The organism is Microbacterium sp. (assembly GCF_043427715.1).
In the GTDB taxonomy this organism is placed as follows: domain Bacteria; phylum Actinomycetota; class Actinomycetes; order Actinomycetales; family Microbacteriaceae; genus Microbacterium.
This window is the reverse complement of record NZ_JBHWTD010000099.1, coordinates 11,635-38,100: the sequence shown is the minus strand read 5'-3', so window position 1 is coordinate 38,100 and position 26,466 is coordinate 11,635. Positions and strand designations below refer to the sequence as shown.

Here is a 26,466-nt window from a genome sequence, read left to right as displayed (position 1 = left end):
GAGCCGGTCGCACGTCGCTCACGACCTCGAGCCGGCCCCCGCGCAGCACATGCCCGCCGCCCCACGACCTCGAGCTGGCCCACGATCTCGAGCTGGCCCGCGCCGCAGCACGTGTCCGGGATCATCGCCCGCGACCTCGAGCTGGCATCCCACGACCTCGAGCTGGCACCCCCACGACCTCGAGCCGGTCGCACGTCGCTCACGACCTCGAGCCGGCCCCCGCGCAGCACATGCCCGAACCGGCGCCCCGCAACCCCGAGCTGGCTGCCCGCGACCTCGAGCTGGCACCCCCACGACCTCGAGCCGGCCGCACGTCGCTCACGACCTCGAGCCGGCCCCCGCGCAGCACATGCCCGCCGCCCCACGACCTCGAGCTGGCCCACGATCTCGAGCTGGCCGCACACGCCCCTCACGACCTCGAGCCGGCTCCCCGCGACCTCGAGCTGGCCGCACACGCCCCTCACGACCTCGAGCCGGCTCCCCGCGACCTCGAGCTGGCCGCACAGCTCGTGCCCGAGATCGTCGCCCCTCGAGAGCGACCCCGCCGCACCTGCCCGCGACCCGGAGCTGGCCCGCGCGCAGCACGTGCCCGGGATCGTCGCCCACGACCTCGAGCTGGCCGCACACGACCCCGAGCTGGCGCCCCGCGACCTCGAGCTGGCACCCCACGGCCTCGAGCCAGCGCCCGCGACCTCGAGCTGGCCGCGCACCTCGTGCCCGAGACCGTCGCCCCTCGAGAGCGACCCCGCCGCACCCGTGCGACCCCCCCATCCTCCCGATTCGCCGGCCTGGAGTCGTTTTCCACAGGGGTGGCGGAAACGTCACCCCACCCGGTGTGCCCGCGTGGGTTGCCCCGGGGCGAGCGCTCCGGCCGTGGTGACCGCGCGTAGTGCATCGTCTGCGACGTGAACATAGATCGCCGTCGTGTTCGGGCTGGAATGCCCCAAGAATGCCTGAGTCGCGCGCAGATCCTTCGTCGCCTGATACGCCGCCGTCCCGGCCGCATGGCGCAGCGCATGGGGATTGATGCCCGCCGCGCGCTTGATGATCTTGTGCACACTGTGCGGGTGCATGTGAGCGGGCACAGCGGTGGCCGCGAGCCAAGACGTTGCCTCTTCGCGTGTCGCGAACGTGCCCGGCGATAGCGTCTCGTCGGTTGCTCGTCGCACCCGCGCCCGCCAGCGGCCACTACCGATCTGCTCTACTCCGCCCGCTGGCCGCGCAGGGAAGAAGAACGCGGAATCGCCGGTAATCGCGTCCAACGCCGCCGCCAGCTCCGGCACGACGAAAATGCGCCGTTGCTTGTCGCCCTTGCCCACAATCGTTAGCCAGTCCCCTGCCCGTGAGTCGACGCGCAACGATGCAATCTCGGTGAGCCGCAATCCCGCCAGTCGACCCAACAAGAGCATTGCCCGAACTTGTGCCGTCACGTCTGGGAGCACGCGGGCCAGCTCGTCGTCGGAGACCGTGCGCCCCATCCTGTGAGGGTTCGGGATCATGTCGAGCAACATCGTCGGATCGGGCCGCACGACCCCGAAGCGGTCCGCCCAACGGTAGAACGCCCGCAGCGACTTGATAACGCTGTTGACAGTGGCCGGCATCTTGCCCTCAGCCTGCGCCCTTACCCATGCGTCTACTTGCTCGGGTGTGACCGCCGCCAGCTCCGGGTAGCTGGTCGCGAACTTTCGGACGTGGCGCAACCGTTGTTTGATCGTGCCGGCGGCACGTCGCCGTGATTCGAGGTACTCGCCGAACTGCTGTATCAGCGCATCGGCCGGCGCATTCCCCGCGCTGGGCACCGGCTCGTCGCGTCCGATTCGCGGCACATCGATGGCCAGGAGTGCGCGCCACATCGACCGCCAGGACATCACCGCCGCACATTGCGGGCACGACATAGTGCACACACTGGCCCGGATCGCACGGACACGGCTCGCGCACAGCCGCACGGAGTCACTCCACTCGCACTGTGAGCATGCCATCTCCACGAGCCACGCAGCGGATGCCGTCTCGTCGTGGCCCTGTTCGCCGGCCCGATGATTGCTGCCCTCGCATGCGAATGTCAACTGACTACCCCCTTGGAATGTGACCGCCAAAGATGACCCTGCCCGAACCGCGCGAATCGGGCAAGAAACGTGCCCGGCGTGCACTCGCGTGCACTCGTGTCGTGTCGTTTGGTGTCGTTTGGTGTCGCTCTATGCTACTTTTATTCCGCACCTGACCGGGCCTTATCCCGGATCTAGGCGGGTGCCGGAGGCGGTCCTAGCAACGTTCCCAAGCAGACAGCGCGGGTTCGATTCCCGTCAGCCCCTCCACTGTGACTTCCCACGCAAGGTGTCACTTTCTCGAACCGGTTGACACTAGTCACCTCCAAGTGGGTCGCGAGCGTTCGTACCGCTCGCGTGGCGATGGCCTGGGGTAGCGAAGTTTTGCTCTGCCTCAGGGCCCTCGAGGAGATCCTTCAGCCGAGCGATCTGCAGCTCGGAGGCATCAATTGCCGCATCCGGGCACCAAGCACACGGGCGATCGATCCGATCTCTGCCGCCCCGCCGAACGACCCTTGATCGCACGAGCTTCCGACAAGCGCGCCACGTGCCACAGCCATCGATCGACCCGTGCTCCCTCGCCGAAGCTCCTCAATCTCGAATGACGAACTACATCGCGTGAATTCGGTCCCGCCGAGTGTCTGGCTCCGGCATACCCGAATGGGGCCAAGTGACCTCGTAGCCGAGCTTCCGCAGTTCGTCGATGGCAGCAGCCGGATGGTCGCTCACCGCGGCACGTAACTGCATCTCGCGCCAATGCGCGCGCCCTTCCTCAATAGCTCCTCGCGCGGTGGGCCGCATGTCGATGCCGAACTCCGCCCACAGCATGTCGATCACATCTTCAACGCAGGGGCGAAAACGATGCCCACCGACTGGAAAGTGCAAATCTGCAAGCCGAGGCTGCGAACCGCCAGTCGCCTTCTTCGTGTGCACCTTTCCTCGGCGCGATGCGCCAGCCCGTAGGAGCTGGTCAGTCACCGCGTCGTGGTTGAAGTGCACGTTGTAGTGGGCTGCTGGGATGTTCGAGCTGGCGTCACGAATGTAGTCCACCGTGAAGAGGGGGCGCGCGACCTGCCAGGGCCGAACGCAGAACGCCGAACGCAAGACCGTCGCGCGTTGCGAGGTCGGACTCATGACCAATTGGTAGTCGACCGCAAGCTGCAGACGAGGAGACTGGTGAATCTGTAGCTCAATGCCGCCGGGAGCAGCAGACGCAACTGACATGCGCGCGGTACCATCGTCCTGTTTTGCTGCGATTGATGTGAACCCGAGGTCGCCGACAGGCAGGACGCGAGCGAGTCGTTCCATCAAGTCGAGCGCAAAGCTATTGGCTTCCTCTTCGAGCGCATCCACCCGCGGACTCAGCGACCCGCGAGGAACTCGAAACGCTCGAGTTTGCGCAGAACCTCAAGCTCGTCAATCGTGAGTTCGTATTCGCGTGCCCGATCACGCAACTCTGAAATCGAAACGCCGACATCATCGAGGAGCTCACGATGACGCTCGTTGACATCGTCGAGGGAGAGGATCTCTACTACTACTTCCCCGGTCGTCATGTTGCCAGGATGCCAGCAGGCTGCGACATTGCTCAATCCCTCGCGGCGTGTTGAGGCGCCGGCGCGACAACGAAGTCGGAAAGCGCGCACCGCTCCAGAGCACGCCGACGGCGAATCTACTCTTCGCATGCAGACCACGCGGAATCCCCTACTTCTCGCCACGAGTGTCGCGCGCTCAGCGACATATGGTCGGGAGATCCATCTGGGGGCGCGATCTCACGCCCGCCCATCGTCCACAGCACCGCGACCGCCTGGGCCAAGGCATTGGCCCGCGCCCTGTGCGCCCAGTGATCGCGAAGCTTTCGGAAAGTGGGTTGCGGTTGCCCATAGCGGCTGGCTTTCCATCGCGGCACTAGAACTGGACCGCGATAACACACCTCTCTCATCTCGAGAAATCCGGCCTGTCTTCATCGCACGCTCGTTCCCGGCCGTGAGGATCGCGTCAATGCCTGACGTCATCCGCTTCCCGCCGAACATGTTCAGCGCCTAGCGCTTCAACTCTTCCTCGGCCACCCCGCCGCCGAGCTCCGCCGCGACAGCCATCGCGTTCGCGATCTCGTCAAGCGGCACCAACCAGCGGGACGTCACCCGCGTCAGTGCCCGCGGATATCGTTCAGGCATGGTGGCGTACGCAGAACTGACAGACCCCGACGCGGTGCGCGCCGCGCTCGCTGAGTTCGATCGACTCGGACGGTGGACGTTTCTCGAGAAGTACGGTTTCCACGAGGCGCGAGAATACTTCCTGGTGACCGACACGGGCAGGTATGACTCGAAGGCGATCTTCGCTGCCGCGTACGAGGTCCAGCATGGGGTTGCGGTGTCCGCCGGCGAGATCAGCGGAGGCAAGAGTGGGGCCGCGCGCCGCCTGCACGAGCTCGGATTCGTGGTGGAAGGCCTCGACGACGAGCGCGGCCGGCGAACCTTCCCCTCCTTCGATGCGGCGTTGCGTGAGTTCCGCCTCCCCCTCGAGAATCTTCCCGCCGTCCGCGAGCATCTTGCACGGTTCGACTTCCGTGAGGCGTACATCCCGCCCGCCGGGAGCTATATTGCGATGGTTCCCTCGGACGGGAGCCTGGTCCACTACATCAACAGCGGATCAATCTATTTCCGCCATCCGGACGGCAGAGGCGAACTCATCCCGCTTCCGGTGAACCGGCTCGGCCGGAGTGGCTTCACACGGAGTGCTGCCATGCGGAAGCCGGCCGACGTCTGCCCGGAATGTTGGATCGAGCTGCCCTCAAGCGGCATCTGTCCAAACCACTGATCATATTTCGGCGGGCTATCACTAGCCGTCTGGTCACCATCGAAAGCACCATCCGGGATAACCTCGGGCCTGTGGCGGACACCAAACAGACGAAGACCATCGGCGAACATCATGTCGCTGCAGAGCTTGCCCGGCGCGGCTGAGCCCCAGCGCTGACTCGCGATGGCCTCGAACGCACCGACATCCTGGCCGTTCTCGCGGAGGGCGCCGAGCGCCGACTTGTGGAAATCCAGGTGAAAGCTGCGCGCGGCTCCCATATGGAGTCCATCAATTGGCCGCTCGGACCGAGCGCTCCCCCGCATACCGCGGTGCCATCGATTCCATCTGGTCCATGACGAGTTTGATCGCCTCGGGCTGCTTGTCCGGCGGGTACTTGTACTTCACCAGCAGCCGCTTGATCGACGATCGCAGTTTCGCACGGACGTCGTCGCGCACCGTCCAGTCCGTGCGCACGTCGCGGCGCATGACGGCGACCAGTTCTCGCGCGATCTGCGCGAGCACATCTTCGCCCTGCACATCGACCGCGGACTCGTTGGTCGCAACGGCGTCGTAGAACGCCAGTTCGTCGCTCGACAGCGGGGGCGAGAACGTCGATCCGCGGGAGGCCTCGGCCGCGACGTCCTTCGCCAGCTCGACGAGCTCGGCGATGACCTCCGCCGAGGTGAGCTGCTGGTTGGTGTACCGGTTCATGATCTCGGCGATCCGCTCCGAGAACGCTCGTTGGCGCACCAGGTTGCCGCGCGTGGCCGAGGAACCGGCATCCGTCAGCGACTTCCGCAACGCCTCGATCGCGAGGTGCGCGTTGGGCGCTGCCTGTGCTTTCGCGAGGAACTCGGAGCCGAGGTCGTCGAGGGTGAGCCTCGGCAACCCGGCCGCTTCGTAGATGTCGAGCACCTCGCCCGGGGCGATGGACTCTGCGACGAGCGAGCTGAGCAGACGCGAGATCTCCTCCGGAATCGGCTCGTCTCGCGACTGCCGCTCCATCGCGTCGAACTTCGCCATCCACACGCGGACCTCCTCGTAGAAGGCGATCTCGTCGTGGAGCTCAGCCAAGCCCTCGCGGCCCGACGCGAGCGCCCAAGCCCGCGCGAGCTGCCCGGTCGCGGTCCGGTACCGGACGGCGAGCCGGTCGTTCCCGAGTTCTGGATCGTTCAACGGGTGGGCCGGGTCGCGCAGATAGTTCGTCGTCGTGGTCGCTGCGGTCCGCAGCGCGCGCGAGCCGCCTCGGGCGAGGATCGCCCGCCAGTCACAGTCGACGAGCATGTCGCGAATCTGAGCCACGAGATCCGCCGCGATCGCGACCGCTTCGTCGACGTCGCGGCCGATCGGCTTGTGCTCCTGGTCTGACGTCGTGTACTCCGACAGGGCCTTCGCGAGGTTGTCGGCGAGCGGCGCGTAGGCGACGAGCAAGCCGTCCTGTTTGCCGCGGAACGTGCGATTCACGCGAGCGAGCGTCTGCATGAGCAACGCGCCCTTGAGTGGCCGGTCGAGGTAGAGCGTGTGCAGCGGCGGAGCGTCGAACCCGGTGAGCATCATATCTTTGACGATCACGAGTTCGAGTTCGTCGTCGGCGTCCTTCAGCCGCGCCTTGATCGCCTTGTTCTCCGAGTCGCGCCGCACGTGGTCGCTCACCGGTGGCTGGTCAGAGGCTGACCCCGAGTAGACGACCTTGATGCGCCCCTTGTCGAGCGCGTCGGAGTGCCAGTCGGGTCGCAGCCGGACGATCTCCGCGTACAGGCGGGCGCAGATCTCACGGGTGCCGCCGACGATGAGCGCCTTGCCCGGTGACTCGAGGAACGGCGTCATCCGCTTCCGCCGCTCGTCCCAGTGCTGCACGAGATCGGCTGCGAGCTTCTCGATGCGCTCGGGTGCGCCGTAGACGGCGTTGACGACGGCGACGGATGCCTCGAGGCGAGCACGCTCGGTGTCGTCGAGGCCGAGCGTGTACTCGTCGGCGGCGCGATCGATGTCGTCCTCGTTGGCATCGGCGGCGAGCGCGACTTTGACGAGCCGCGGCTCGAAGTACACCGGAACAGTGGCTCCGTCGTCGACAGCGCGGCTGAGGTCGTAGATGTCGATGTAGTCGCCGAACACCGCCCGGGTGTCACGCTCGGCGAAGGAGATCGGGGTACCGGTGAAAGCGATGAGCGTTGCGTTCGGTAGCGCGTCGCGCAGGTGTCGGGCGTACCCGTCGAGGTCGTCGTAGTGGCTGCGGTGCGCTTCGTCGACGACGACGATCACGTTGCGACGGTCGGTCAGGAGCGGATGCTGCCTACCGGCGTCGCGCTCGGCTTTGCTCACGCCGAACTTCTGCAGGGTCGTGAAGTAGATGCCCCCGGTGACGCGATTGCTCAGCTCGTCGCGCAGCTGGGCCCGTTCGCGCACCTGTACCGGCTTCTCGGCGAGCAGCAGGCTCTGGTCGAAGGCCTGGAACAGCTGCCCGTCGAGTTCGGTGCGGTCGGTGACGACGATGACCGTGGGGTTCTTGAGCTTCGGATGCCGCGACACGAGGTTTGCGTACAGCTCCATCTCCATCGACTTGCCCGACCCCTGCGTGTGCCACACGACGCCGGCCTTGCCGTTGGTCTCGACCGCCTGCACGGTCGAACCGACTGCCTTCGCGACGGCGAAGTACTGGTGCGGCTTCGCGATGCGCTTGGTGAGCCCGTCGGCGTGCTCGTCGAACGCGGTGAAGTTGCGCACGAGCTGCAGGAAGCGTTCCTGGTTGTAGAGCCCGTTGAGCGCGTCGTCGATCGGTTCGACGGAGGCGCCCTCTTCAATCCGGGGTTGCTGCAGGGGTCCGCCGTCGTCGTCGACGTTCCAGGGGGCGAAGTGGTTGAGCGGGGTGAACGGGGTGCCGTACTTCGCATTGAGGCCGTCGCTGACGAGCGTGAAGACGCAGAAGCGGAACACCATCGGCAGCTCGCGCAGGTACGTGTGCAGCTGCTTCCAGGCGTCACCGACACCGGTGGATGCCGCGCCGGCGCGCTTGAGCTCGACGATGGATAGTGGCATTCCGTTGACGAACAGGACGATGTCGAACCGACGGTGGAAGTCGCCGTGGCGGACGGTGAGCTGGTTGACGGCGAGCCAGTCGTTCTCCGTTGGGTCGGCGCTCAGCAGCCGCAGCCTCGGGTTCTGCTCGACACCGTCGATGTCGATGTAGGTCAGCGGGTAGCCGCTGACCAGGTACTGATGGATGCGCTGGTTCTCGGTGATCGCGTCCTGCGACTTCGGGGCCGCGATTTCGGCGACCGCTTGCTGGAGGTAAGCGGCGGGGACTCCGGGGTTCAGTCGCCGTAGCGCCTCGAGCAGGCGCGGACGGATCAGCAGATCGTCCCACGTCTCGCGCTCGCCGGTGCCCGGCGCGATCTTCTCGCCGTGTTCCGGACGCCAGCCGAGCGGTTCAGCCAGCGTGTCGAGGGCGTCGCGCTCCCACGCTGATTCGGGCAGAACGCTCATACCGACTCTCCCGTCCCGTCGTGATCGAAAGCCGTCTCGCTCGAAACCGCTGACCAGACCTCGGTGGCGATCCACCGCTCTCGTCCGCCGCGTCCCCAGCGACCCGCAGATCGCAGCCATCCGCGCGCCTCAGCCCGTCGAAGCGCTGCCGACGCGGCGGGGCGACTCACACTGGCGTGCCTCATCACGGCGGCAACCGTGACGACGGGGTTTCGGAAGATCAGTTCGATGACCGATGTGATCGCGGAGCGGTCGTTGATCGTTTCGCGTCGATAGCGCTCGCGTACTTCGACAAGCGCTCTGATGCGCGCGGCGGACTGGTTCGCCTGTTGTTCCACACCTTCACAGAAGAACTGAATCCATTCCTCCATCTCGCCGCGCTCTCGAACGGACTGCAACCGGTCGTAGTACTCGTTGCGGTGGCGCTCGAAGTAGCCAGAGATCGGGAGGATAGGAGCGCTGAGCACACCATCGCTGACGAGGAGAAAGCCGATGAGGAGGCGACCGATGCGTCCGTTGCCATCGAGAAATGGGTGGATGGTCTCGAATTGGTAATGCATGAGCGCTGCCCGCAGCGACGGAGGCATCGTAGAGGGTTCGTTGACGAATCGCTCCCAGTCGGCAACGAGTTCGCCGATGCGATCGTGGTGCGGCGGGATGAACCGCGCAGTCTCCGGCCTCGCGTTCGGCGAGCCGATCCAGACCGGGGACTTCCGAAGTTCTCCAGGGAACTTCTCCTCTCCGCGCACATCGGTCAGGAGCGTCGCGTGAAGTGCACAGAAGAACCGTTGAGTCAGCGGCCAGTTCTCGAGAAGTGCACTCCCCTGCGCCGCTGCATCGAGGTAGTTGCTGACCTCTCGGAGATTCTCATCGTCGATGGGTTCGTCGACGCTCTCGGCACTGAGCACGTCGCTGAGAGATGCCTGCGTCCCTTCGATCCTCGAGCTCGACAGCGCTTCTTGCATCATTGACGGGCCGAGGAGGAGTTCGGGATCGTCAATGAGCATGGCCAGCCCTGACAGCCGGCCGAGCGCGATGTCCGCGCGCGAGACCGCAGCCATCGAATCCGGCGAGAGCGCGAACTCGCGCGGAATGGCGGTCGGCAGGAAGTACGGGTGGGTCCACGCTCCGGTCGGATTTCTCGTGACCGATCCGAAGCGATCGTCAACATACAGCTCAGTCCGCATGACCGTCCTTTCTAGTTCCCCCCGAAGAAGAAAGATAAACCGGCTTTAGCTTACTTCTTCGCACTCATTTCGAAAGCCTGGCCCTACTTAGTTCTGCTCGATCGGTTCGCTCTCGTCTGCCGTGCCTCCATCAGATGCAGCCTTCTTGTCGCGCCTGAACAGGCCGGCGACAGCGCTCGCCGTTCCGGTGGCGGCGTTGCCGACGGCGCGAGCAGATCCTGCCGCCGCGCCGCCGACCGCCTTCGCAGTAGCACCCGCCGCACCGCCGACAGCAGTCGCGGCATCCTTCACCGCGGTGACCGCACGCGGCGCATCCGGGATGCCGTCACCGTCGATGTCGACGCTGCGGAACACCTCGGTCGCATCAACCATGCGTCCCCACACGTTCTCGCCGAAGTCTTTCGCCGACTCGGATGCCGCGCGCATGGCGAGCACCGCTTTCGACGGATCGGGGATGCCGTCGCCGTCCTCGTCGGCAAGTTCCAGCCACTCCGGCCATTCCGCGGCGGGCGCCGAAAAGCCGGCGCGGCACGACTTCACGACGTTGCTGCCGAAGAAGAAGCTGGTAGCCGCGCCTGCGGCAGCACCGATCACGGGGATGGCCTTCGAGCTGATCTTGACGGTGCCCATGACCGCGCCCTGCGCGATCGCTTGCTTCGCGAGCACCATCGTGACCGGGACCAACGCCGAGTCCGGGAGTTGCTGAGCGAGCAAGTCACCCCACTTCGGCGAAGCGCCGGCGGCGGCGATCCCCGCGGCACCGCGTGCGCCCGCAATGGTCGCTCCAGCAGGAAGTGTCGAAAGTACGAGCGACGTGATCTGGCTCCGCCTTTTCTCCCCGAGGAGGGCACCGAGGACGATCGCCTTCGCACGGTCCGGGTCGTCGACCGGAACGCCGCGTAGTTCGGCCATGCAGAGCGCGAACAACGCGGTCGTCTCGTAGAAGAAGATCAGGTCGCCAACACCGAGCCCGATCGCGACCGGCACACCGACCGCAGGGATCGACGCCGACGCGCCGATCGCCGCGCTCGCAGCAGTCGTCGTCGCGATGTACTGCGACTCGATGGTCTTCATGACCTCGGCCGGGGTCGCGTCGGGCTTCTTGCGGCGGATCTCCTTGATGTAGGCGGTCGCCGCCGGCCGCTGCACCGCGATCGCTTGGAACACGCGATCCTGGAAGTCGTCGGGGAGTGCGATCTGCGGAGCGCTGGTCGCTTCGACATCCTTCTTAGGGCTCATGATGATCTCCGTGTTTGTGAGTAGGTCAGTCAGTGAACTCGAAGGTGAGCTCGATCGCGGGGTCGATGGCTTCGACGATCTTGGAATAGAACGTCTCGGCCTGCTCCTCGAGCAGCGGACGGTAACCGTCGATATGTTCCTCGATGGCCGTCGAGGACAGCAGCTCCTCGAATACGTCATCCGTCGCGATCTCGGGCGTCGTCCAGCTCAAGAAGCCGTTCTCCCTGTTCGCGATGCTGAGCACCGGATCCGCGTACCCGAGCGAGATGAACTCGGGGATGGTGATCCGGTAGGCGTTGTCCCCCGTCTTCGTGATCTCGACGTCTTCGCCGTCGATACCGAACTTCGCGTCGAACTCATACCGGGCGAGCACTGACCTCTCGCTACCGGGGAGCGTGAAGAGGTCCCAGTCGCCGATCGCAATGGGAAGCCCGTCTTCACGTTCTTCCTTCACCTCAGCCATGCCGGCCGTGACGAGGATCACCTGCTCCTCACCCTTGATCGACCGGATCACCTGGGTGTCGCGCGACTCGGTCGCGCCGAAGAACTTGCCGACGTTGAAGCTGATCAGCGCTGCTGCGGCGATCACCGCGAGGATCACGACGACGAGCAGGAACTTCGCCCAGATCGGCGTCCTCTTGACCGGCTTCGGCGCCGGCACAGTCGTTGTGGTCATGCGTTCGTTCCCCCAGTGCAACAGTGCAGTCTTGTGAATCTAACCGGTCGACGTGGCGATCGCGCTCACACGCCGAGAGCGGATGCCGCATCCTCGGCATCGCGCACGCGCAGCTGGCCCGACATGAGTTGCGGCAGCAGTGCGTCGCGCGTCGCGGCGAGGGTGCGGTTCTCGACGCTTTGTGCTGCGACTGCGCAGAAGAGCGCCGATGCGCGTGCACCGAAGTCGGCGAGCCACGTGCGGTCGGGAGTCGGAAGCTCGAACGTCGCGAGGTCCGACGCGGCAACACGTTGACGACCCGATGTGCCCACCATGTGCTGGATTGCGTGGTCGCGGAAGCGAGGTGCGGTGGCGAGCAAGAACGGGATCGGTGCTGCGACCTCGCCTCGCGCTCGAAGGACGATGAACTCTGTCGAACCGATCCCAACATCACCTTCGCCGAGGTGGTCGACAAAGCCTGCCTTCCGGTTCTCGAGGCAAGGAGTGATCCGGGCGAGGAGCGTGTCACCGTTCTGGAAACGAGCACCGCCCTTCGGCTCGCGGAGGTCGAACCCGTCGATCGACCAACCTGTCTCAGGTAGTCGTTTCATATCGATGTAGATCGCAGAGTCGGATCGCGGTACCGAGACCTTCGGGTTCAGGTCGACCCAGTCTGAGAACACCGATGACCGGTCGTCCCCTCGGAGCCATGCCGCGTCGATCTCCGCCCGAAGCACTCGCTCAGCGGTCGCGGCAAGGGCGGTGTTGGCGGCGATTTTGTCGTCGAGGGCGCCCAGCACCTCGGCGATCGCCTGCTGCTCGGCCAATGGAGGGACGGCGATTAGATGACGCTTCAGGATCTCGGTCTTGAGATTCGTGAAGATCGATCCGTTGCCCTGCTCCAGGAGCAAAGGCCGGTCATTCTCGACCGTGTAGTACATGTACAGCGGGTCGATCCCGCGAAGGTCGCGGAGCAAGAGCCAACCGTCGTGAATGCACGCCTCGATCCCCATGAAACGAGGGATGCCGGGTGTTGCGCTGTTGGAGACGATTAGGTCGCCGGGATAGACAACTACGCTGCGAGTCCGTCCCTCGTTTCGAATGAACTCGCGCGTCGAGGTGATCACGCGGGCACTCGAAGCAGTGGCGTCGGAGATCTTGACCCAGGGGGTTCCCTCAGGCGCGATCCAATCGTTGATGGGGCGCGGGGAAGCCCCGCGAGTCACCCGCACCAGGTCCTCTACACGCCGACGGCTCCATCCATCCGGGAGCGCGTTCACGAGACACGTCCAAGCTGCTTGCGCACGACCTCGGCCAGCCGCGCCGACTCGTCGAACTGGACCTCCAGCTGCGCCCTAAGCCGGGCGAGCTTTTCCTCGATCGGCTCGCCATCGTCTTCGGCCTCGGGGGCGCCGACGTAGCGGCCGGGGGTCAGGGCGTAGTCGGCGGCCTTGATCTCGGCGAGCGTCGCGGAGTAGCAGAAGCCGGGGGTGTCGGTGTAGGTGGTGGGGCGTTTCGTCTCGGTCGCTTCGCTCCCTCGCTCAACGACCGGGAGGGCCGCCTCGGCTCGCTCAACGACCGGAGGGGTGTCCATCCAGGCGTGGAAGGTGCCGGCGATGCGGGCGATGTCGTCGTCGGAGAGCGCACGCTCGGCGCGGTCGATCATGTGGCCGAGGTTGCGGGCGTCGATGAAGAGCACCTCACCGGCACGCTTGCCCTTGTCTTTCGCGAAGAACCAGACGCACACCGGAATGCCGGTCGAGCGGAACAGCTGCGTCGGCAGCGCGACCATGCATGAGACCAGGTCGGCCTCGACGATCTCGGCACGGATCTTGCCCTCGCCGCCCGAGTTCGACGACATCGAGCCGTTCGCCATGACCACACCGGCCTGCCCGCCCGGCGCGAGCTTGGCCAGGATGTGCTGGATCCAGGCGTAGTTGGCGTTGTTCGCCGGCGGCACGCCGAAACGCCAACGAGGGTCGTCCTCATTGCGCGCCCAGTCCTTGATGTTGAACGGCGGGTTCGCCATCACGAAGTCAGCCTGCAGGTCCGGGTGCAGGTCTCGGGCGAACGTGTCGCCCCAGCGCGCTCCGAGGTTGCCCGACAGGCCGTGGATCGCGAGGTTCATCTTCGCCATCCGCCACGTGCGCTCGTTGAGCTCCTGCCCGTACACCGAGATGTCGCTGCCCTCACCGTGGTGGGCATCGATGAACTTCTCCGCCTGCACGAACATGCCCCCCGAACCGCACGCCGGGTCGTACACCCGCCCGTGCGTCGGCTGCAGCAGCTCGACGAGCACCCGCACGACACCGGCCGGCGTGTAGAACTCGCCGCCCCTCTTGCCTTCGGCGGCAGCGAACTTCTCGAGGAAGTACTCATAGACCTCACCCAGCAGGTCACGCGCGCGGCGCCCGTCCGACCCGCCCTGCCCTTGCGCCGCGAACCGTGCGGAGTTCAGCAGGTCGATGAGCTCGCCGAGCCGGCGCTGGTCGACGCTGTCGCGGTTGAAGATGCGCGGCAGCGTGCCCGTCAGCTGCGGGTTCGCCTGCATCACGGCATCCATCGCCTCATCGATCAGCAGCCCGATCGAATTGTCGACACCGTCGACCGACGCGCCCTTCGCGTGCGATGCGAGGAACGTCCAGCGCGCCGGCTCGGGCACCCAGAACACGCCGCGGCCCGTGTACTCGTCGACGTCGTCGATGAGCTCTGCGATCTGGCCCTCGTCGTAGCCGTCGGCGGTCAGCTCCGCCCGGATGCCGTCGCGGCGCTCGTCGAACGCATCCGACACGTACTTGAGGAAAACGAGGCCGAGGATGACGTCTTTGTACTGCGAGGCGTCCATCGACCCGCGCAGCTTGTCGGCTGCCTTCCAGAGCGTGTCCTTCAGCTCTTTCATGGTCGACGGCGCGGTCGGCGCGGCCTTAGCAATGCGGGGCATGCGATTCCTCACTGGGTGGATGCCGCGTCGGCGGCTGGCTTGGGGCTGATGACTGCGGCGCCGGTGGTGGCGCCGTCGACGAGCAGGGCGGCGTAGCGCTCGAGGCGCTGCACTCGCGCCTCGAGGCGCTCGCGTGCTATCGCGATCTCGGCGAGCGCGACGCGGAGTGGTTCGATGGTCTGCGGATGGACGCGCCTCAGCGTCCACCGTTTCCAGGCTCCGGGACCGGTCGCTGCGCCGGTGATGTCGGCGGCGATCACCTCGGGAACGAGACCGCCGGGGTCGGACGGATTCACGCGCAGCACTCTCGCAGGGTAAGCGACCACGTTCGACCCTTCGTCGTCGACCCACGCCGCCGCCGTCGGGCTGGTGCGGAAGACCACGTCGCCGGGACGGGTGAGTGTCGCCGACGGATGCCGCGTCGCGAACGTCAGCTGGTCGATCCGGGTGCCGCCCGGGTGACGCCCCGGCTCGAGGTCTGCCGCCGTCACGACCACGAGCCCGGCGTCACCGAACGACATCGGGTCGAGACGGACACCGCTGATCACCCGAGCATGCCGGTCTGAAATGAGCTGCGAGATCGGCGCCGGCTCGGGAGCCGGTTCGTCGGCCGGGACCGTCGATGACGGCTCGACGTCCCCACGAACCTCGTCTGTTGCGGTGTCGAGCAGCGCGGGCAGGTCGGCGGTCCGCATGGTCTTCGACGACGAGCGCGGGGCGTGGGACACGAGCGAGTCGCCGGCAGCGGTCAGCGATGCGGTGCGCACGAATCGCGCGAACATGAACGCCCGCGAACGGACTTCCCTCGCGCTCTGGAGGCTGGTCACCAGATCAGCGACGAGGTCGCCGCGAGTGGCATCGGTGAGGTCACGATCGGTGAGGTCGGCGACGGCTGTGAAGCGGTCCCCGATCGGCGTGTTGCCGACCGGCGGGCCGAGCACCCACACTGCCAGCGCCTCGCGTGGGGCTCCCGTCACGAGGCCTGGGCGCAGTCGTGCGATTGCCCGGACCCGTCCCGACCGGAGGATGTCAGCGCGGATGCGATCCGCGCTGGTGGCGACCCGGTCTGTCAGCACCCTCGCGGGCCCGATGACGATCGCGGTGTCCGCGGCGCGCATCGCCAACGATGCCTCGTCGACCGCTTCCAGCATCGCCACCACGTCTCCGTTTCCCGCAGCCGGCACACGCAGCACCGTGAGGGCAGCCTCGTCCGGCACTGACACCGGAACACCGGACGCGAGAAGGCGCCGACGAAGCCGGCGGCTCGACACGCCGTCCGGCACCGCGAACGTCGTATCGTCGCCGAGGGCGAGCACGACCGATATAGAGAGGTCAACGTCGTACACCTCGAGGGTGACCGAACGTTCGCTTCCCTGTTGGAGCGCCTGCACCATCTCGGTGACGAGCGCGACCGCCGTGGACGTCAGCGGTGCGGACGAGCCCGACGTCGTTGCTACGGATGCCGCCCGCCGAGCGATAACCGCGAGCGCCTCACTCGGCGAGTAGGCCGCGTCGATGGCCCGCGCGGCGAAATCGAGCCACGGCATCCCGCGCGAGATGTGTGCCGCCACTTCACGCTGGAGAATCTGGTCATCGGGATCGTGCTCGGTCGCCAGCGCGTGAAGCTTCTCGGGAGACAGCTCGTCGGTGAGCGCCCCAAGCGCCACAAGGGCCTCGAGCTCGGCGACATGTCGGGGATCGCTATAGGACAACTCGTCGGGGGCCGCCGAGATCGCGGCATCCCGACCCGCACTCGCATTGTTGCCGCGTCCTGTCCGTGCGAGCCAGTCGGCGACCTCATCGGCGTCGAATCGCATCCGACCCGTGTCTGAAGCGACCGGCTGCGGAAAGGGGTCGTCGCCACCGGCCGATCGCGTCCGCCACATCGACACCACCGCGCGCTGGACGCCGGCGAGTCGCGCCACGCCCGACAAGTCGGTAAGAAGCGCGGTGCTGGCGGAAGTCATGTGTTGAGACTATGACCACCTTCGGACACATGCACAAAGCTGTTGATAAAGAGGGTTATCACGCGTCCTCGGTGTGGCGCGGGGAGGTTCGGGCCATAGTTCTCGACGTGGCTTCGGCCACAACCGTGGGCGGGTCGTGATGGGGGGCACCCCGCCCACGGGTCTCAACACACCACGGTCCAGGAGGACACCATGAAGAACACCACCAATGAGATCCGCTGCCCGCACTGCCAGACCGCGTTCACCATCGACGAGGCACAGTTCGCGGACATCGTGCGGCAGGTTCGAAACGCCGAGTTCGAGGCCGAGATTCACGTCCGTCTCGCCGCTGCCGAGCAGGCGAAGGCCGCCGAGATCGCGCTGGCAGTGACGAAAGCAGCGCAGGAGGCGCAGCAGAACCTCTCGGAGCGTGAGCAGCGGATCGTCCGCCTCGAGAGACAGCTCTCCGCCGCGGCATCCGAGCAGGAACTCGCGGTTACGAAGGCGGTGACCGCGATCCAGCAGCAGCTCACCGAAGTGCAGGGGGCGCTCGCCGCACAGACCGCGGCCGGCACGGTGCGCGAAGTCGAACTCAGGAAGGCGCACGCGACCGAGCTCGCCCTGAAGGACGAGCTCATCGACCGGTACAAGGACCTCAAGGCGAAGCTGTCGGTGAAACTGCTCGGGGAGACGCTCGAGTCCCACTGCGAGACCGAGTTCAACCGGATGCGCTCGCTCGCCTTCCCTAACGCGCAGTTCGCGAAGGACAACGACGCATCCGGCGGCTCGAAGGGCGACTACATCTTCCGCGATGCCACCGACGATGGCGTCGAGTACATCTCGATCATGTTCGAGATGAAGAATGAGGCCGACGCCTCCGTCAGCAAGAAGAAGAACCACGACTTCTTCGCGAAGCTCGATAAGGACCGGCGCGAGAAGGGATGCGAGTACGCCGTGCTCGTCTCGCTCCTCGAGGAGGACTCCGACCTCTACACCGGGATCACCGATGTCTCGAACGCTTACCCGAAGATGTTCGTCGTTCGCCCGCAGTTCTTCCTCCCGATCATCGGACTGCTCCGCAACGCGGCGCAGGACACGATCACCGTCAAGTCCGAGCTCGAGCAGGTCAAGCGTCAGAACATCGACATCACCGGCTTCGAGTCGGAGCTCGACGAGTTCAAGGCGGCGTTTGGCAAGAATTACGACCTCGCGTCGCGAAAGTTCGAAACCGCGATCAAGGAGATCGACGCGTCGATCAACAAGCTGCAGAAGGTGAAGGAGGCCCTGTTCGGCTCGGAGCGAAACCTGCGGCTCGCGAACGACAAGGCGACTGCCCTCACCGTGCAGAAGTTGACGAAGGGCAACCCGACGATGCAGGCGAGGTTCGCTGAGCTCGCGGCTCCTCCCGCAGAGGACGCGGCCTGACGTGGATTCGCACAGCCCGTCGGGCGTTCGCTGAATCGCAGACGCAGCCCGCGGAGATGATGCCGGCCGAGCAAAGTGCTCGGCCGGCATTTCGCTCAGCGCTGAGGCTCCGCGAGTCAATGTTCCAACGGGCACTCGAGGCACCCGCCGGGTCCTCTCTCCGACGGAGGTCGAGACGCCAGCCCCCGCCCACTCTCGACCCGCGGAATCGTCAGTCTGGGATAGCGACGATCTCCGGTCCCACGAGAGCCTCTGGATGCGGACTCACGCGCGCATCTGAAGGGCCTGAGCCTGGCTCGGACGCTACCCGCGACCAGCCACCGGGTGCCGCCCTGGAATAGACCGTGCCAGTGCCAACCGCGAACAGCCGCCTAGGGTCAGCTCAAGCTGGCGATGAGCGCTTCCACCCGGCCGCGGATGTCGTCGCGCACCTCGCGGACGACCTCGACCGGCTGACCGGCGGGGTCGGTCAGCTCCCAGTCCTCGTAGCGCTTGCCGGGGAAGATCGGGCACGCGTCACCGCAGCCCATGGTGATCACGACGTCCGCCTGACGGACGGCATCCGTCGTCAGGATCTGCGGGACGGCGCCGGTGAGGTCGATGCCCTCTTCGGCCATGACAGCGACCGCGTTCGGGTTGATGGTGTCACGCGGCTCGCTGCCGGCCGAGAAGACGTCGACGCGGTCGCCGGCGAGCGCGCGGAGGTACCCCGCGGCCATCTGGGAGCGTCCCGCGTTGTGCACGCAGACGAAGAGGACGGCGGGCTTGGTGGTGTCGGTCATGAGTGCTCCCGGTCGGAATCGGAGGGGACGGTGACGCGGTCCGCGGTCCGCGGCGCGGTCGGGTACAGAAGGAGGAGAAGGACAGCGCCGACAGCGGCGCCGAGCAGCTGCGCCCCGATGAACGGGAGGACGGATGCCGGGGCGATGCCGGCGAAGGTGTCCGTGAACATGCGGGCGATCGTGACGGCGGGATTCGCGAACGAGGTCGCGCTGGTGAACCAGTACGCGGCGCCGATGTAGGCGCCCACCGCTGCAGCCGTCACGGCGGTGGTCGCGGTGCGGGAGAGAGCGAAGATCACCAGCACCAACCCCGCCGTGGCGACCACTTCGGCCACGAACTGGCCACCGGTGGCCCGGTGCGTTTCGGAGAACGCGGGCGACACGTCGAACATGACACTCGCGAGCAGCGTGCCGACAGTCCCGCCGACGATCTGCACGGAGGCGTAGGAGGCGACCTCGCGCCCGCGGAGGCCTGTGCCCGCGCGACGGCCGATCACCCAGGCGACAGCGGACACGACGGGGTTGAAGTGGCCACCCGAGACCGGCCCGAGCACGAGGATCAGCACGGCGAGTCCGAGCGTCGTGGCCAGACTGTTCTCGAGCAGCTGCAGGCCCACATCATCGGGCGAGAGGCGCTGGGCCGCGATCCCCGAGCCGACGACGACGGTCACGAGCAGGCCCGTCCCGAGGAACTCGGCCAGCAGCCTCCGTGCGAACAGTGCGCGCGGCAGCACATCACCCATTCGCCGTCACCCTTCGCATCGACAAGCCCGACGGATCGAGAATGCTCGATGTATCGACAGATGTCAATATGACATGAGAGGATCAGCTCATGCCCCAGATGCTCCCCCTCCTCGCGACGGACGATGCGGCCTGCTGCACGACCGTGACCGGCAGCGTGATCTCCGTCGAGGATGCCGAGCACACGGCGCGCGTGTTCAAGGCGCTCGGCGACGCCACCCGCGTTCGCCTCCTCTCCCTCATCGCCGCATCCAGCGATGGCGAGGCGTGCATCTGCGACCTCACCGAGCCCGTCGGACTGTCCCAGCCGACCGTCTCGCACCACATGAAGCAGCTCGTCGACGCCGGCCTCGTCACCCGCGAGCAGCGCGGCCGGTGGGCGTACTACCGCGTCGTCACCCACGCCCTTGAGAACGCCGCCCAGACACTCCGTCCATGAGCGACATCACCGAGTCGGCGCTCGGTCACCCGCGCGCGCACTGCCGGCGCGCCTGTGGGTCAGCCGCCGGAAGGGTTGTCGACCGGGCGGCCGTGCTCGTCCGTCGTGATGTCGGGCGGCTCCGGAGCACCTCCCGAGGCGGTGTCCGCCTCTTCGTCGACATCCGGCGTTCCCTGGGTGTTGTGCTCATCAGGTCTACTCATGCGTGCCACCGTACGGACGGCAAGCGTCGCGCACCCCGGGCTGGACGGACGGATGCCGGAGGTCTACGCTCACCGCCGGCCGACCGCACGCATCTCGATGATCAGTACGAGACCAGACCCCTGCCTGCACCCGTCAGAGCGTGAGCCGCCAGGCGAGGGTCGCGCCGAGCTCCTCGGCCGCCTCGAGGCGCACGGCATCCGTCTCGCCCGTGAAGACGAGAGGCGATGACGCGAGGCGGAACCCGTACCCGCGCGTGATGGCGGTCATCGCCTGCTCGGCTCCCGTCGTGTCGTAGCCGCCGTGGATCCAATAGGAGAACGGCCGCCCCGACGTCGCCTCGTGGGTCTCGTTGTACGTGGTGTCGAAGAAGTGCTTCAGCGCACCCGACAGGTAGCCGAAATTCGCGGTCGTCCCGAGCAGGTAGCCGTCCGCGGCGAGCACGTCCTCGGCGGTCGCATCGAGGGCCGCACGCTCGACGATCTCGACGTCCTCCGCCGACCGCGCACCGCGCATCGCGGCATCGGCCAGCGCGCGCACGCCCGGCGTCGGCGAGTGGTGCACGACGAGCAGGCGAGCCATGCCCCGAGCCTAAGACGACCACGCCGCCGAGGGCACGCACCCTACGGCTGCGCGCGGTCGTCCAGCACGAGAGACATGAAGGTCAGGTCGAGCCACGTGCCGAACTTCGCCCCGACCTGCGGCACCGTCCCCGCCACGGTGAAGCCGAGAGCCTCATGCAGTCGGATCGATCCGCTGTTCGAGGCGTCGATTCCGGCCACCATGACGTGGATGCCGCTTCCCCGCGCACGGGTGATGAGCGCACGCATGAGCGCTCGCCCGTGCCCCGCGCCCCGCTGGTCGGCGCGCACGTAGACGGAGTGCTCGACGGTGTGGCGGTACCCGTCGAACGGTCGCCACTGCGCGTAGGAGGCGTATCCGAGCACAGCACCGTCCGCGTCGACGACGACGAGGACGGGGAACCCGCTCCCCTGCCGCTCGGCGATCCACCGCTCCCGGTTCTCGGTGTCGACGGTGGCGTCGTTCCAGATCGCCGTCGTGTGGCGCACGGCGTCGTTGTAGATCTCGGCGATCACCGCCGCGTCGCCCGCGCGGGCGTCTCGGATCTCCATCCGCGTTCCTTCCGCGCAGCGACCGGAACCGCGCAGATCGACCTTATGCGAGCCTCACACGAGCGGGTGGCCGACGGTCTCCGCCAGTGACGGGGTCAACTCGCGCACGATGTCCCGCGCCAGGAACCCGATTCCCACCCGCGCCGTGAGCCGGTTCCCCGCGCGCGTGTGAAGCCACGTTCCCCACACGGCCGCCTCGGCGGGACGGACACCGCGAGCCAGGAAACCCGCGATGGCACCCGACAGCACATCGCCGCTGCCCGAGGTGCCGAGGCCCGGCCCGCCGCGCGGCACCTCCCAGACCTGCCCGTCCGGCTCGGCGATGTAGCCGTAGCAGCTGACGACGGCGCGATAGCGGCGCGCGATCTCCGCGACCGCCGGAGGATCGGCATCCGTCTCCTCCTCCCCAAGGAGCAGCGCCGCCTCCTCCCGGTTGGGCGTCAGCACGAGGTCGGCTGGCAACGTCGCCCGGTCGAGGTCAGGGAGCACCCCGAGGGCGAAGGCGTCGAGAAGAAGGGGGACAGCGGATGCCGCGGCGACCCGCTCGACCCGATCACGCGTCTCGTCGGGGTCGGCGAGACCCGGTCCGACCAGGACGGTCTGCGCAGCCTCGAGTTCTCCACGCGCACCGGCGGGCAGGTCTTCTCCCGCCGGTGGGAGTCCGCACACGCCCGCTTCGGGAAGGGCCACTCCCATCGGCACGGCCAGTTCGGCGGGGACCATCAGCGTCGCCAGACCGGCACCGACGCGCAGAGCGGCCTCGCCCGCGAGCATGACGGCGCCGGGCGAGAGGATCGAACCGCCCACGACGGCGACCCGCCCCCGGGACTTCTTCGACTCGCCCGGATCGGGAAGCTCCCACGAGCGCAGCAGGGCGGGCGTGACGCGATCAGCGAGGTTCGACATCGGGGTCTCCCGAGTGGACGGTGACGTCGGCCCCCTCTTCGCGCAGGTGGGCGACGTCGGCGAAGGATGTCAGGGTCCAGCGCTCCCCGTCGTGGTCGAGACGGGTGACGGAGGCGTTCAGGACGGTGTGATCGGCCGCGAACCCGAGCAGTTCCTCCTCCGACCACGGCAGCAGCAGTGACAGGGTCAGCATGACGACCGCGTCGTGAGCCACGATGACCGCCTCACCGACGGGCGCCGCGAGCGCGTCCTGCAAGAAGGAGCGCAGCCGGAGGGCGACGTCCGCCCACGACTCACCGCCGGGCGGCCGGTGGTAGTACTTGCCGAGCTTGCGCCGGCGCTCCGCCTCCGCGGGATGCCGCGCCTCGACCCCCCGACGGGTCAGCCCGTCGAGAACGCCGAGTTCACGATCGCGCAGCCGCTCGTCGATGAGGATCGGCAGATCGGTGCCGGACGCGGCGAGTTCCAGCGTGCGGCGTGCACGGACGTACGGGGACACCCACGCGACGTCGATGCCGTCGGCATGATCGCGCATCCAGGAACCGAGGGCGACCGCCTGCTCCTCGCCGCCGGCGGACAGGGGGGTGTCGGCATCCCGCCATTCGAGGTCGAGCTGCTCGGCGCCCGATCGGTCAGCGGCGGTGGCGACGAGATTGCCCTCGCTCTCGCCGTGGCGCACGAGCCAGAGCGTCCGCACGGTCGATGCGCTTGCGCTCATGCCCGCCCGAAGCCGTCGAGGTCGGGGTCCCAGTGCATGTCGGGGCCCTCATCGAACTCGATGTCGGCCGCGGTGTCGGGGCGGCCGGGAAACAGCGGGTGCTGGCGCAGTCGCTGGGCCGCGGCGGAGAAGTCGGGCTGCTCCGCCGACCACTCGACGGGCACCGACAGCACGTCGTTCCCGACCCCGATGATGAGTTCGGCTTCGCCGACCTCCCGGCCTCGGTCCGTCACGATCGGAATCGACACGGCATCCGCTCGGCCTGCACTGGCCACAGCGGCGGTCAGGTCCACGAGCGCGTCAGCCACGTCGTCGGTGGTGATCACGGTCTCCCCGGCATAGGTGATGCGTCGCATGCGCAACATCATGCGGGCACCGGGCGAGCTTTGCGCACCGCTTGCGCGGAGCGACTCGAGCGGTTATGAACCGGTCTGGAAGCGGCGCGATCAGCCGGCGGATGCCGCGGGCTCAACGCCGTCGACGGCGTCAGCCATCTGCTGCAGGAACGCCACGACGTGCTCCTGGGCCTCGGGGCTCATGCCGACGGCGACGCCGTACATCAGGTCGTGCATGCGACCGAGAGTCTCGCGGACCTCTTCGTTGGCATGCGGCGTCGCGCGCACGAAGATGCTGCGGCGATCGCTGGGATTGGCCACGCGCTGCACACGACCGGACTTCTCGAGCCGGTCGAGCATCGTCGTTATCGACGCCGAGGTGACGCCGAGGTACTTCACGAGTTCGGAGGGTCGCGCGGAGTGGTCGGGCTGGCGGAGCAGGTAGCGCAGGGCGAGCAGTTCGTTCTCGCCCATCGACATCGAATCGCGGGTGCGGCGTCGCATCGCGGTCTCCGCAGCCCGATAGGTGCGGAGCGACTCGAGGACACGTCGTGCTCGTTCACGTTGCCCGGGGGCTTCGTCGTACCAGTACCCGGTCGGTCGACCCTGGTCTCCGGTGCCCTCGATGTGGACGTCCGTCACGTGTGCTCCTCGATCGGCACCGAATGCACCGTCATGGTCGAGAATAGTGGAGAACCAGCGGAGGCCGGAGGGCACTCGCCTTTCCGTCCCGCTTCCGCTACCTTCACTCCCTGCACCGGAGGACCCCCGGCATGGGCGAAGCACCCTGGCGGGTGACGATCGAGCCGCACGACGAGTCGACGGTGCTGACCAGCCACCAGATGCAGGGCCTGGCGGTCGAGTTCTCGGTCGCCGCTGAACTGTGCGCGTACCTCGAGGCCCGCTCCGTCGGCCATGAGGAGCCGACCGACTGACGCCGCGCGGCCTGCCCGCCACTCCCTTCGAGCGGCGGGCAGGCTCCCGTCCTCACGCGCCCAGTGCGGACTGCAACACCACCCAGATGAGGGCGCCGACGATCGAGGTCCAGCCGATGATCGCGAGCGTCTGCCAGAACATGATGCGGCCGTGCGAGATGCCGATGCCGGCGAGCGTCGCCGCCGTGAACATCGTCGGCAGCAGCAGCGGGCCCAGCAGGCTGACGCCGGGCACGCCGTACTTGTCGAGCGCACGGAAGAACTTCTGCTTGCGCGGGCTGGTCGCGGCCTCGGAGCGCTCCCGCGCCTCGAGCTCTTCGACCGCGACGGTGCCGCCCCCGACCGCCACGGCCTCGCGCGCGGAGACGCGGGCCCGATGACGGGTCACGATCGCTCGGCGCGTGCCCGCGGTGACGAGCACGACGACGAGCACGCAGAGGATGTTGCCCGCAACCGCGGCGACGCCCGCCACGAGCGGGTGGATGCCGCCGATGATGCCGACCGTGACCGCTCCCTCTCCTTCGACGAAGGGCACGGCGCCGACCAGCGCGACCGCGACCGGCTGGAGGACCTCCGGCATCTGGGCGACGAAGTCCTGGAAGGTGTCGAGAGCGCTCATGACGGTTCCTTTCGCTGGGTTGCGGAGGCTCCTCCGCGGTGGTGACACCAGTCCACCGCAGGGGCTCGCTCGCTCCCAGTGTCGCCGCGTCACGTCCCGGCGGGACGCCTGCACGCCCGGGGGGTGACAACTGTCATGCGCCTACGCTGGATGCCGATGAGTTCTGCCGCCGCTCCCTCCGTCGCCCTCGCTCCCGTCCGGGGCGTGCGCGCCACCTGGTGGTACACAGTCGGCGCGGTCATCTTCTTCGAGGTGATCATCGGGATGCTGTGGATCGCCGACCAGGTCGAGCGCGGCACCGGCGACGCATCGATCGTGGCGACCCTCGCACTCGGCGCGACCTGGTGCCTCGCCACGCTTCAGCTCCTGCGCGACTACCGGCATCGGACCCCCGAGCACCCTCCGGTCGCCTCGCGGTTCGGCTGGATCGCGATCGGCGTGGTGGCGCTCGTCGCCACCGGCGCGCTCCTGCTCGTCGGTGGCGGGGAGATGGTGGCTGTCATCATGCTCGCCCAGGCGGTCGCCCTGCTCGGCTGGCGGCCTGGCCTGCGCTGGAAGATCATCGCCATGGTGACCGCGGCGATCGTGGCGGTCATGCTCGTCGCCGGCCCGTTCAGCGCCGCGGGAGCGGACCTGCAGGAGGGCGCCCGCTTCGTCGCCGTGTACGGATCGCTCCTCCCGGCGATGACCGTGCTCTCGCTGTGGTGGTGGGATGTGCTCATCACGCTCGACCGGGCGCGAGCCTCCGAAGCCCGGCTCGCGGCCACGCAGGAGCGGCTGCGCTTGGCCACCGACGTCCACGACCTGCAGGGCCACCACCTCCAGGTGATCGCCCTGCAGCTGGAGCTCGCGGCACGTCTCATGCCGCGCGACTCCGAAGCGGGCATGGCCCAGCTGGCACTCGCCCGCGCCAGCGTGGATGACGCCCGCCAGGGCACCCGCGACCTCGCAACGCGGTTCCGGTCCGTGCCGCTGCGCGACGAGCTCGCCAACGCCCAGGACCTCCTGCGGGCCGCCGGGCAAGACGCGACCGCCGTCTGCACCCCCGACATCGACGACGCCCCCGCGGACGTGCTCGGACCGGTGATCCGTGAGACGACAACCAATATCCTCCGCCACGGCACACCCGGGGGCGTGCGCCTCTCCCTCTCGCGTGAGGGCTCGGGCTGGGTGTACGGGGCCGACAATGCGACGGATGCCGCCGGGTCGGGGCTCGGGTCGGGTCTGAACGGCATCGCCGACCGCCTGGCCGCCTCCGGCGGCACGCTGCGCGTCCAGCGGGGCGAGGGTCGCTTCACCGTCACGGTCCGGGTACCTGGCGCGGAGGGTGCCGCATGATCCGCGTGCTGCTCGCCGACGACGAGGGGATGATCCGCTCCGCGCTGGCGGCGCTCCTTCGGCTGGAGGACGACATCGAGGTGGTCGCCGAATGCGCGGACGGTCCCGAGGCGCTCGCGGAGGCGCAGCGGCTGCGACCGGACGTGTGCCTGCTCGACCTGGAGATGCCGGGTCTGGACGGCGTCGAGGTCGCCGAGCGGGTGCTCCGGTCGGTCTCGAGCCGCTGCGTCCTGGTCACCCGGCACGCCCGCCCGGGCGTCCTCCGCCGCGCACTCGCGGCCGGGGTGAGCGGCTTCCTGCCGAAGTCCCGCGGAGCCGATGAGCTCGCCGCCGCCATTCGCAGGGTGGCCGCGGGCGGACGCTACGTGGATCCCGAGATCGCCGCGGATGCGCTCACCGACGAGCGCAGCCCACTGTCGGATCGGGAGCTGGACGTGCTCCGTGCGGGTCGGCGCGGCGAGACGACGGGTCAGATCGCCCGGACGCTGGCGCTCGCCCCCGGGACGGTCCGCAACCACATCTCGGCGATCCTCGGGAAGCTGCACGTGCAGACCCGCCAACAGGCCGTGCTGCTGGCCGAGGAGCGCGGCTGGATCTGAGGCGCG

General features: G+C 67.6%; 26 protein-coding genes. 6 read left to right on the top strand and 20 right to left on the bottom strand.

The genetic code is table 11. The annotated features are described in order from the left end of the window. Positions 1-821 precede the first annotated feature (821 nt). The 3 genes from ACHFGS_RS09955 to ACHFGS_RS09945 form a co-directional block, all read right to left on the bottom strand. Positions 822-1,853, bottom strand: a complete 1,032-nt coding sequence (locus ACHFGS_RS09955) for a tyrosine-type recombinase/integrase (RefSeq protein WP_394289433.1) — start codon at positions 1,851-1,853, stop codon at positions 822-824. A gap of 798 nt (positions 1,854-2,651) precedes the next feature. After that, positions 2,652-3,395, bottom strand: a complete 744-nt coding sequence (locus ACHFGS_RS09950) for a hypothetical protein (protein WP_394289432.1) — start codon at positions 3,393-3,395, stop codon at positions 2,652-2,654. An 8-nt stretch (positions 3,396-3,403) separates the two neighbouring features. Further along, positions 3,404-3,595 (bottom strand): hypothetical protein, encoded by a 192-nt coding sequence (locus tag ACHFGS_RS09945; RefSeq protein ID WP_394289431.1) that lies wholly within the window; start codon positions 3,593-3,595, stop codon positions 3,404-3,406. A gap of 619 nt (positions 3,596-4,214) precedes the next feature. On the opposite strand from ACHFGS_RS09945, the gene ACHFGS_RS09940 reads away from it, so the two are divergent. Beyond that, the gene (locus tag ACHFGS_RS09940; RefSeq protein ID WP_394289430.1) at positions 4,215-4,859 is read left to right on the top strand and encodes a hypothetical protein; all 645 of its coding nucleotides are present in this window, start codon (positions 4,215-4,217) and stop codon (positions 4,857-4,859) included. A gap of 267 nt (positions 4,860-5,126) precedes the next feature. Here the strand turns inward: ACHFGS_RS09940 and ACHFGS_RS09935 are convergent, their stop codons facing one another. The 7 genes from ACHFGS_RS09935 to ACHFGS_RS09905 all read right to left on the bottom strand — a co-directional run bounded on the left by ACHFGS_RS09935 (position 5,127) and on the right by ACHFGS_RS09905 (position 16,310). Then, positions 5,127-8,321 carry a type I restriction endonuclease subunit R gene (locus ACHFGS_RS09935; RefSeq protein WP_394278804.1) on the bottom strand — a complete coding sequence of 1,065 codons (3,195 nt, stop codon included), beginning with the start codon at positions 8,319-8,321 and terminating at the stop codon, positions 5,127-5,129. Next, the gene (locus ACHFGS_RS09930; RefSeq protein WP_394278803.1) at positions 8,318-9,508 is read right to left on the bottom strand and encodes a Fic family protein; all 1,191 of its coding nucleotides are present in this window, start codon (positions 9,506-9,508) and stop codon (positions 8,318-8,320) included. The genes ACHFGS_RS09935 and ACHFGS_RS09930 overlap by 4 nt, the downstream gene beginning before the upstream one ends. Positions 9,509-9,595: 87 nt before the next feature. Further along, entirely contained in the window at positions 9,596-10,747 is a 1,152-nt protein-coding gene (locus tag ACHFGS_RS09925; RefSeq protein WP_394278802.1) for a hypothetical protein, read from the bottom strand. A 25-nt stretch (positions 10,748-10,772) separates the two neighbouring features. Next, on the bottom strand, positions 10,773-11,423 hold the full coding sequence (locus tag ACHFGS_RS09920) for a hypothetical protein (RefSeq protein WP_394278801.1): 651 nt from the start codon (positions 11,421-11,423) through the stop codon (positions 10,773-10,775). Positions 11,424-11,488: 65 nt separating this feature from the next. Then, positions 11,489-12,682 carry a restriction endonuclease subunit S gene (locus ACHFGS_RS09915; protein ID WP_394278800.1) on the bottom strand — a complete coding sequence of 398 codons (1,194 nt, stop codon included), beginning with the start codon at positions 12,680-12,682 and terminating at the stop codon, positions 11,489-11,491. Then, positions 12,679-14,343 carry a type I restriction-modification system subunit M gene (locus ACHFGS_RS09910; protein WP_394289429.1) on the bottom strand — a complete coding sequence of 555 codons (1,665 nt, stop codon included), beginning with the start codon at positions 14,341-14,343 and terminating at the stop codon, positions 12,679-12,681. The genes ACHFGS_RS09915 and ACHFGS_RS09910 overlap by 4 nt, the downstream gene beginning before the upstream one ends. 8 nt (positions 14,344-14,351) lie before the next feature. After that, positions 14,352-16,310 (bottom strand): helix-turn-helix transcriptional regulator, encoded by a 1,959-nt coding sequence (locus ACHFGS_RS09905; RefSeq protein WP_394280245.1) that lies wholly within the window; start codon positions 16,308-16,310, stop codon positions 14,352-14,354. A gap of 192 nt (positions 16,311-16,502) precedes the next feature. Between ACHFGS_RS09905 and ACHFGS_RS09900 the strand changes: the two genes are divergently transcribed. Continuing rightward, positions 16,503-17,714: a DUF2130 domain-containing protein gene (locus tag ACHFGS_RS09900; RefSeq protein ID WP_394280246.1), complete on the top strand. Its 1,212-nt coding sequence runs from the start codon at positions 16,503-16,505 to the stop codon at positions 17,712-17,714. A 377-nt stretch (positions 17,715-18,091) separates the two neighbouring features. On the opposite strand, the gene ACHFGS_RS09895 is transcribed toward ACHFGS_RS09900, so the two are convergent. Together ACHFGS_RS09895 and ACHFGS_RS09890 are read right to left on the bottom strand one after the other, a co-directional pair. Then, a complete protein-coding gene (locus ACHFGS_RS09895) occupies positions 18,092-18,496 on the bottom strand; it encodes an arsenate reductase ArsC (RefSeq protein ID WP_394280247.1) in 405 nt (134 codons plus the stop codon). Continuing rightward, the gene (locus tag ACHFGS_RS09890; RefSeq protein WP_394280248.1) at positions 18,493-19,239 is read right to left on the bottom strand and encodes an aquaporin; all 747 of its coding nucleotides are present in this window, start codon (positions 19,237-19,239) and stop codon (positions 18,493-18,495) included. Before ACHFGS_RS09890 ends, ACHFGS_RS09895 begins: the two co-directional genes overlap by 4 nt. Before the next feature lie 89 nt (positions 19,240-19,328). On the opposite strand from ACHFGS_RS09890, the gene ACHFGS_RS09885 reads away from it, so the two are divergent. Beyond that, positions 19,329-19,676 (top strand): ArsR/SmtB family transcription factor, encoded by a 348-nt coding sequence (locus ACHFGS_RS09885; protein WP_394280249.1) that lies wholly within the window; start codon positions 19,329-19,331, stop codon positions 19,674-19,676. Positions 19,677-19,735: 59 nt separating this feature from the next. On the opposite strand, the gene ACHFGS_RS09880 is transcribed toward ACHFGS_RS09885, so the two are convergent. The 7 genes from ACHFGS_RS09880 to ACHFGS_RS09850 form a co-directional block, all read right to left on the bottom strand. Next, positions 19,736-19,879 carry a hypothetical protein gene (locus ACHFGS_RS09880; RefSeq protein WP_394280250.1) on the bottom strand — a complete coding sequence of 48 codons (144 nt, stop codon included), beginning with the start codon at positions 19,877-19,879 and terminating at the stop codon, positions 19,736-19,738. A 133-nt stretch (positions 19,880-20,012) separates the two neighbouring features. Beyond that, positions 20,013-20,459 (bottom strand): flavodoxin family protein, encoded by a 447-nt coding sequence (locus ACHFGS_RS09875; RefSeq protein WP_394280251.1) that lies wholly within the window; start codon positions 20,457-20,459, stop codon positions 20,013-20,015. A 41-nt stretch (positions 20,460-20,500) separates the two neighbouring features. After that, positions 20,501-21,010 (bottom strand): GNAT family N-acetyltransferase, encoded by a 510-nt coding sequence (locus ACHFGS_RS09870; RefSeq protein WP_394280252.1) that lies wholly within the window; start codon positions 21,008-21,010, stop codon positions 20,501-20,503. 54 nt (positions 21,011-21,064) lie between these two features. Further along, positions 21,065-21,916, bottom strand: a complete 852-nt coding sequence (locus ACHFGS_RS09865) for an NAD(P)H-hydrate dehydratase (RefSeq protein ID WP_394280253.1) — start codon at positions 21,914-21,916, stop codon at positions 21,065-21,067. Continuing rightward, entirely contained in the window at positions 21,900-22,634 is a 735-nt protein-coding gene (locus ACHFGS_RS09860) for a histidine phosphatase family protein (RefSeq protein ID WP_394280254.1), read from the bottom strand. Before ACHFGS_RS09860 ends, ACHFGS_RS09865 begins: the two co-directional genes overlap by 17 nt. Then, entirely contained in the window at positions 22,631-22,990 is a 360-nt protein-coding gene (locus tag ACHFGS_RS09855) for a hypothetical protein (RefSeq protein ID WP_394280255.1), read from the bottom strand. Before ACHFGS_RS09855 ends, ACHFGS_RS09860 begins: the two co-directional genes overlap by 4 nt. Positions 22,991-23,080: 90 nt before the next feature. Continuing rightward, a complete protein-coding gene (locus tag ACHFGS_RS09850; protein WP_394280256.1) occupies positions 23,081-23,611 on the bottom strand; it encodes a MarR family winged helix-turn-helix transcriptional regulator in 531 nt (176 codons plus the stop codon). Between the two features lie 131 nt (positions 23,612-23,742). Here ACHFGS_RS09850 and ACHFGS_RS09845 point away from each other — a divergent pair, with 131 nt between their 5' ends. After that, a complete protein-coding gene (locus tag ACHFGS_RS09845; RefSeq protein ID WP_394280257.1) occupies positions 23,743-23,904 on the top strand; it encodes a hypothetical protein in 162 nt (53 codons plus the stop codon). 52 nt (positions 23,905-23,956) lie between these two features. Here ACHFGS_RS09845 and ACHFGS_RS09840 read toward each other — a convergent pair whose 3' ends face one another. Continuing rightward, positions 23,957-24,523 (bottom strand): small multidrug efflux protein, encoded by a 567-nt coding sequence (locus tag ACHFGS_RS09840; protein ID WP_394280258.1) that lies wholly within the window; start codon positions 24,521-24,523, stop codon positions 23,957-23,959. Between the two features lie 156 nt (positions 24,524-24,679). Between ACHFGS_RS09840 and ACHFGS_RS09835 the strand changes: the two genes are divergently transcribed. After that, complete coding sequence (locus ACHFGS_RS09835) at positions 24,680-25,861, top strand: sensor histidine kinase (RefSeq protein ID WP_394289428.1); 1,182 nt, start codon at positions 24,680-24,682, stop codon at positions 25,859-25,861. Further along, positions 25,858-26,460 carry a response regulator gene (locus tag ACHFGS_RS09830; protein WP_394280260.1) on the top strand — a complete coding sequence of 201 codons (603 nt, stop codon included), beginning with the start codon at positions 25,858-25,860 and terminating at the stop codon, positions 26,458-26,460. The genes ACHFGS_RS09835 and ACHFGS_RS09830 overlap by 4 nt, the downstream gene beginning before the upstream one ends. Positions 26,461-26,466 lie beyond the last annotated feature (6 nt).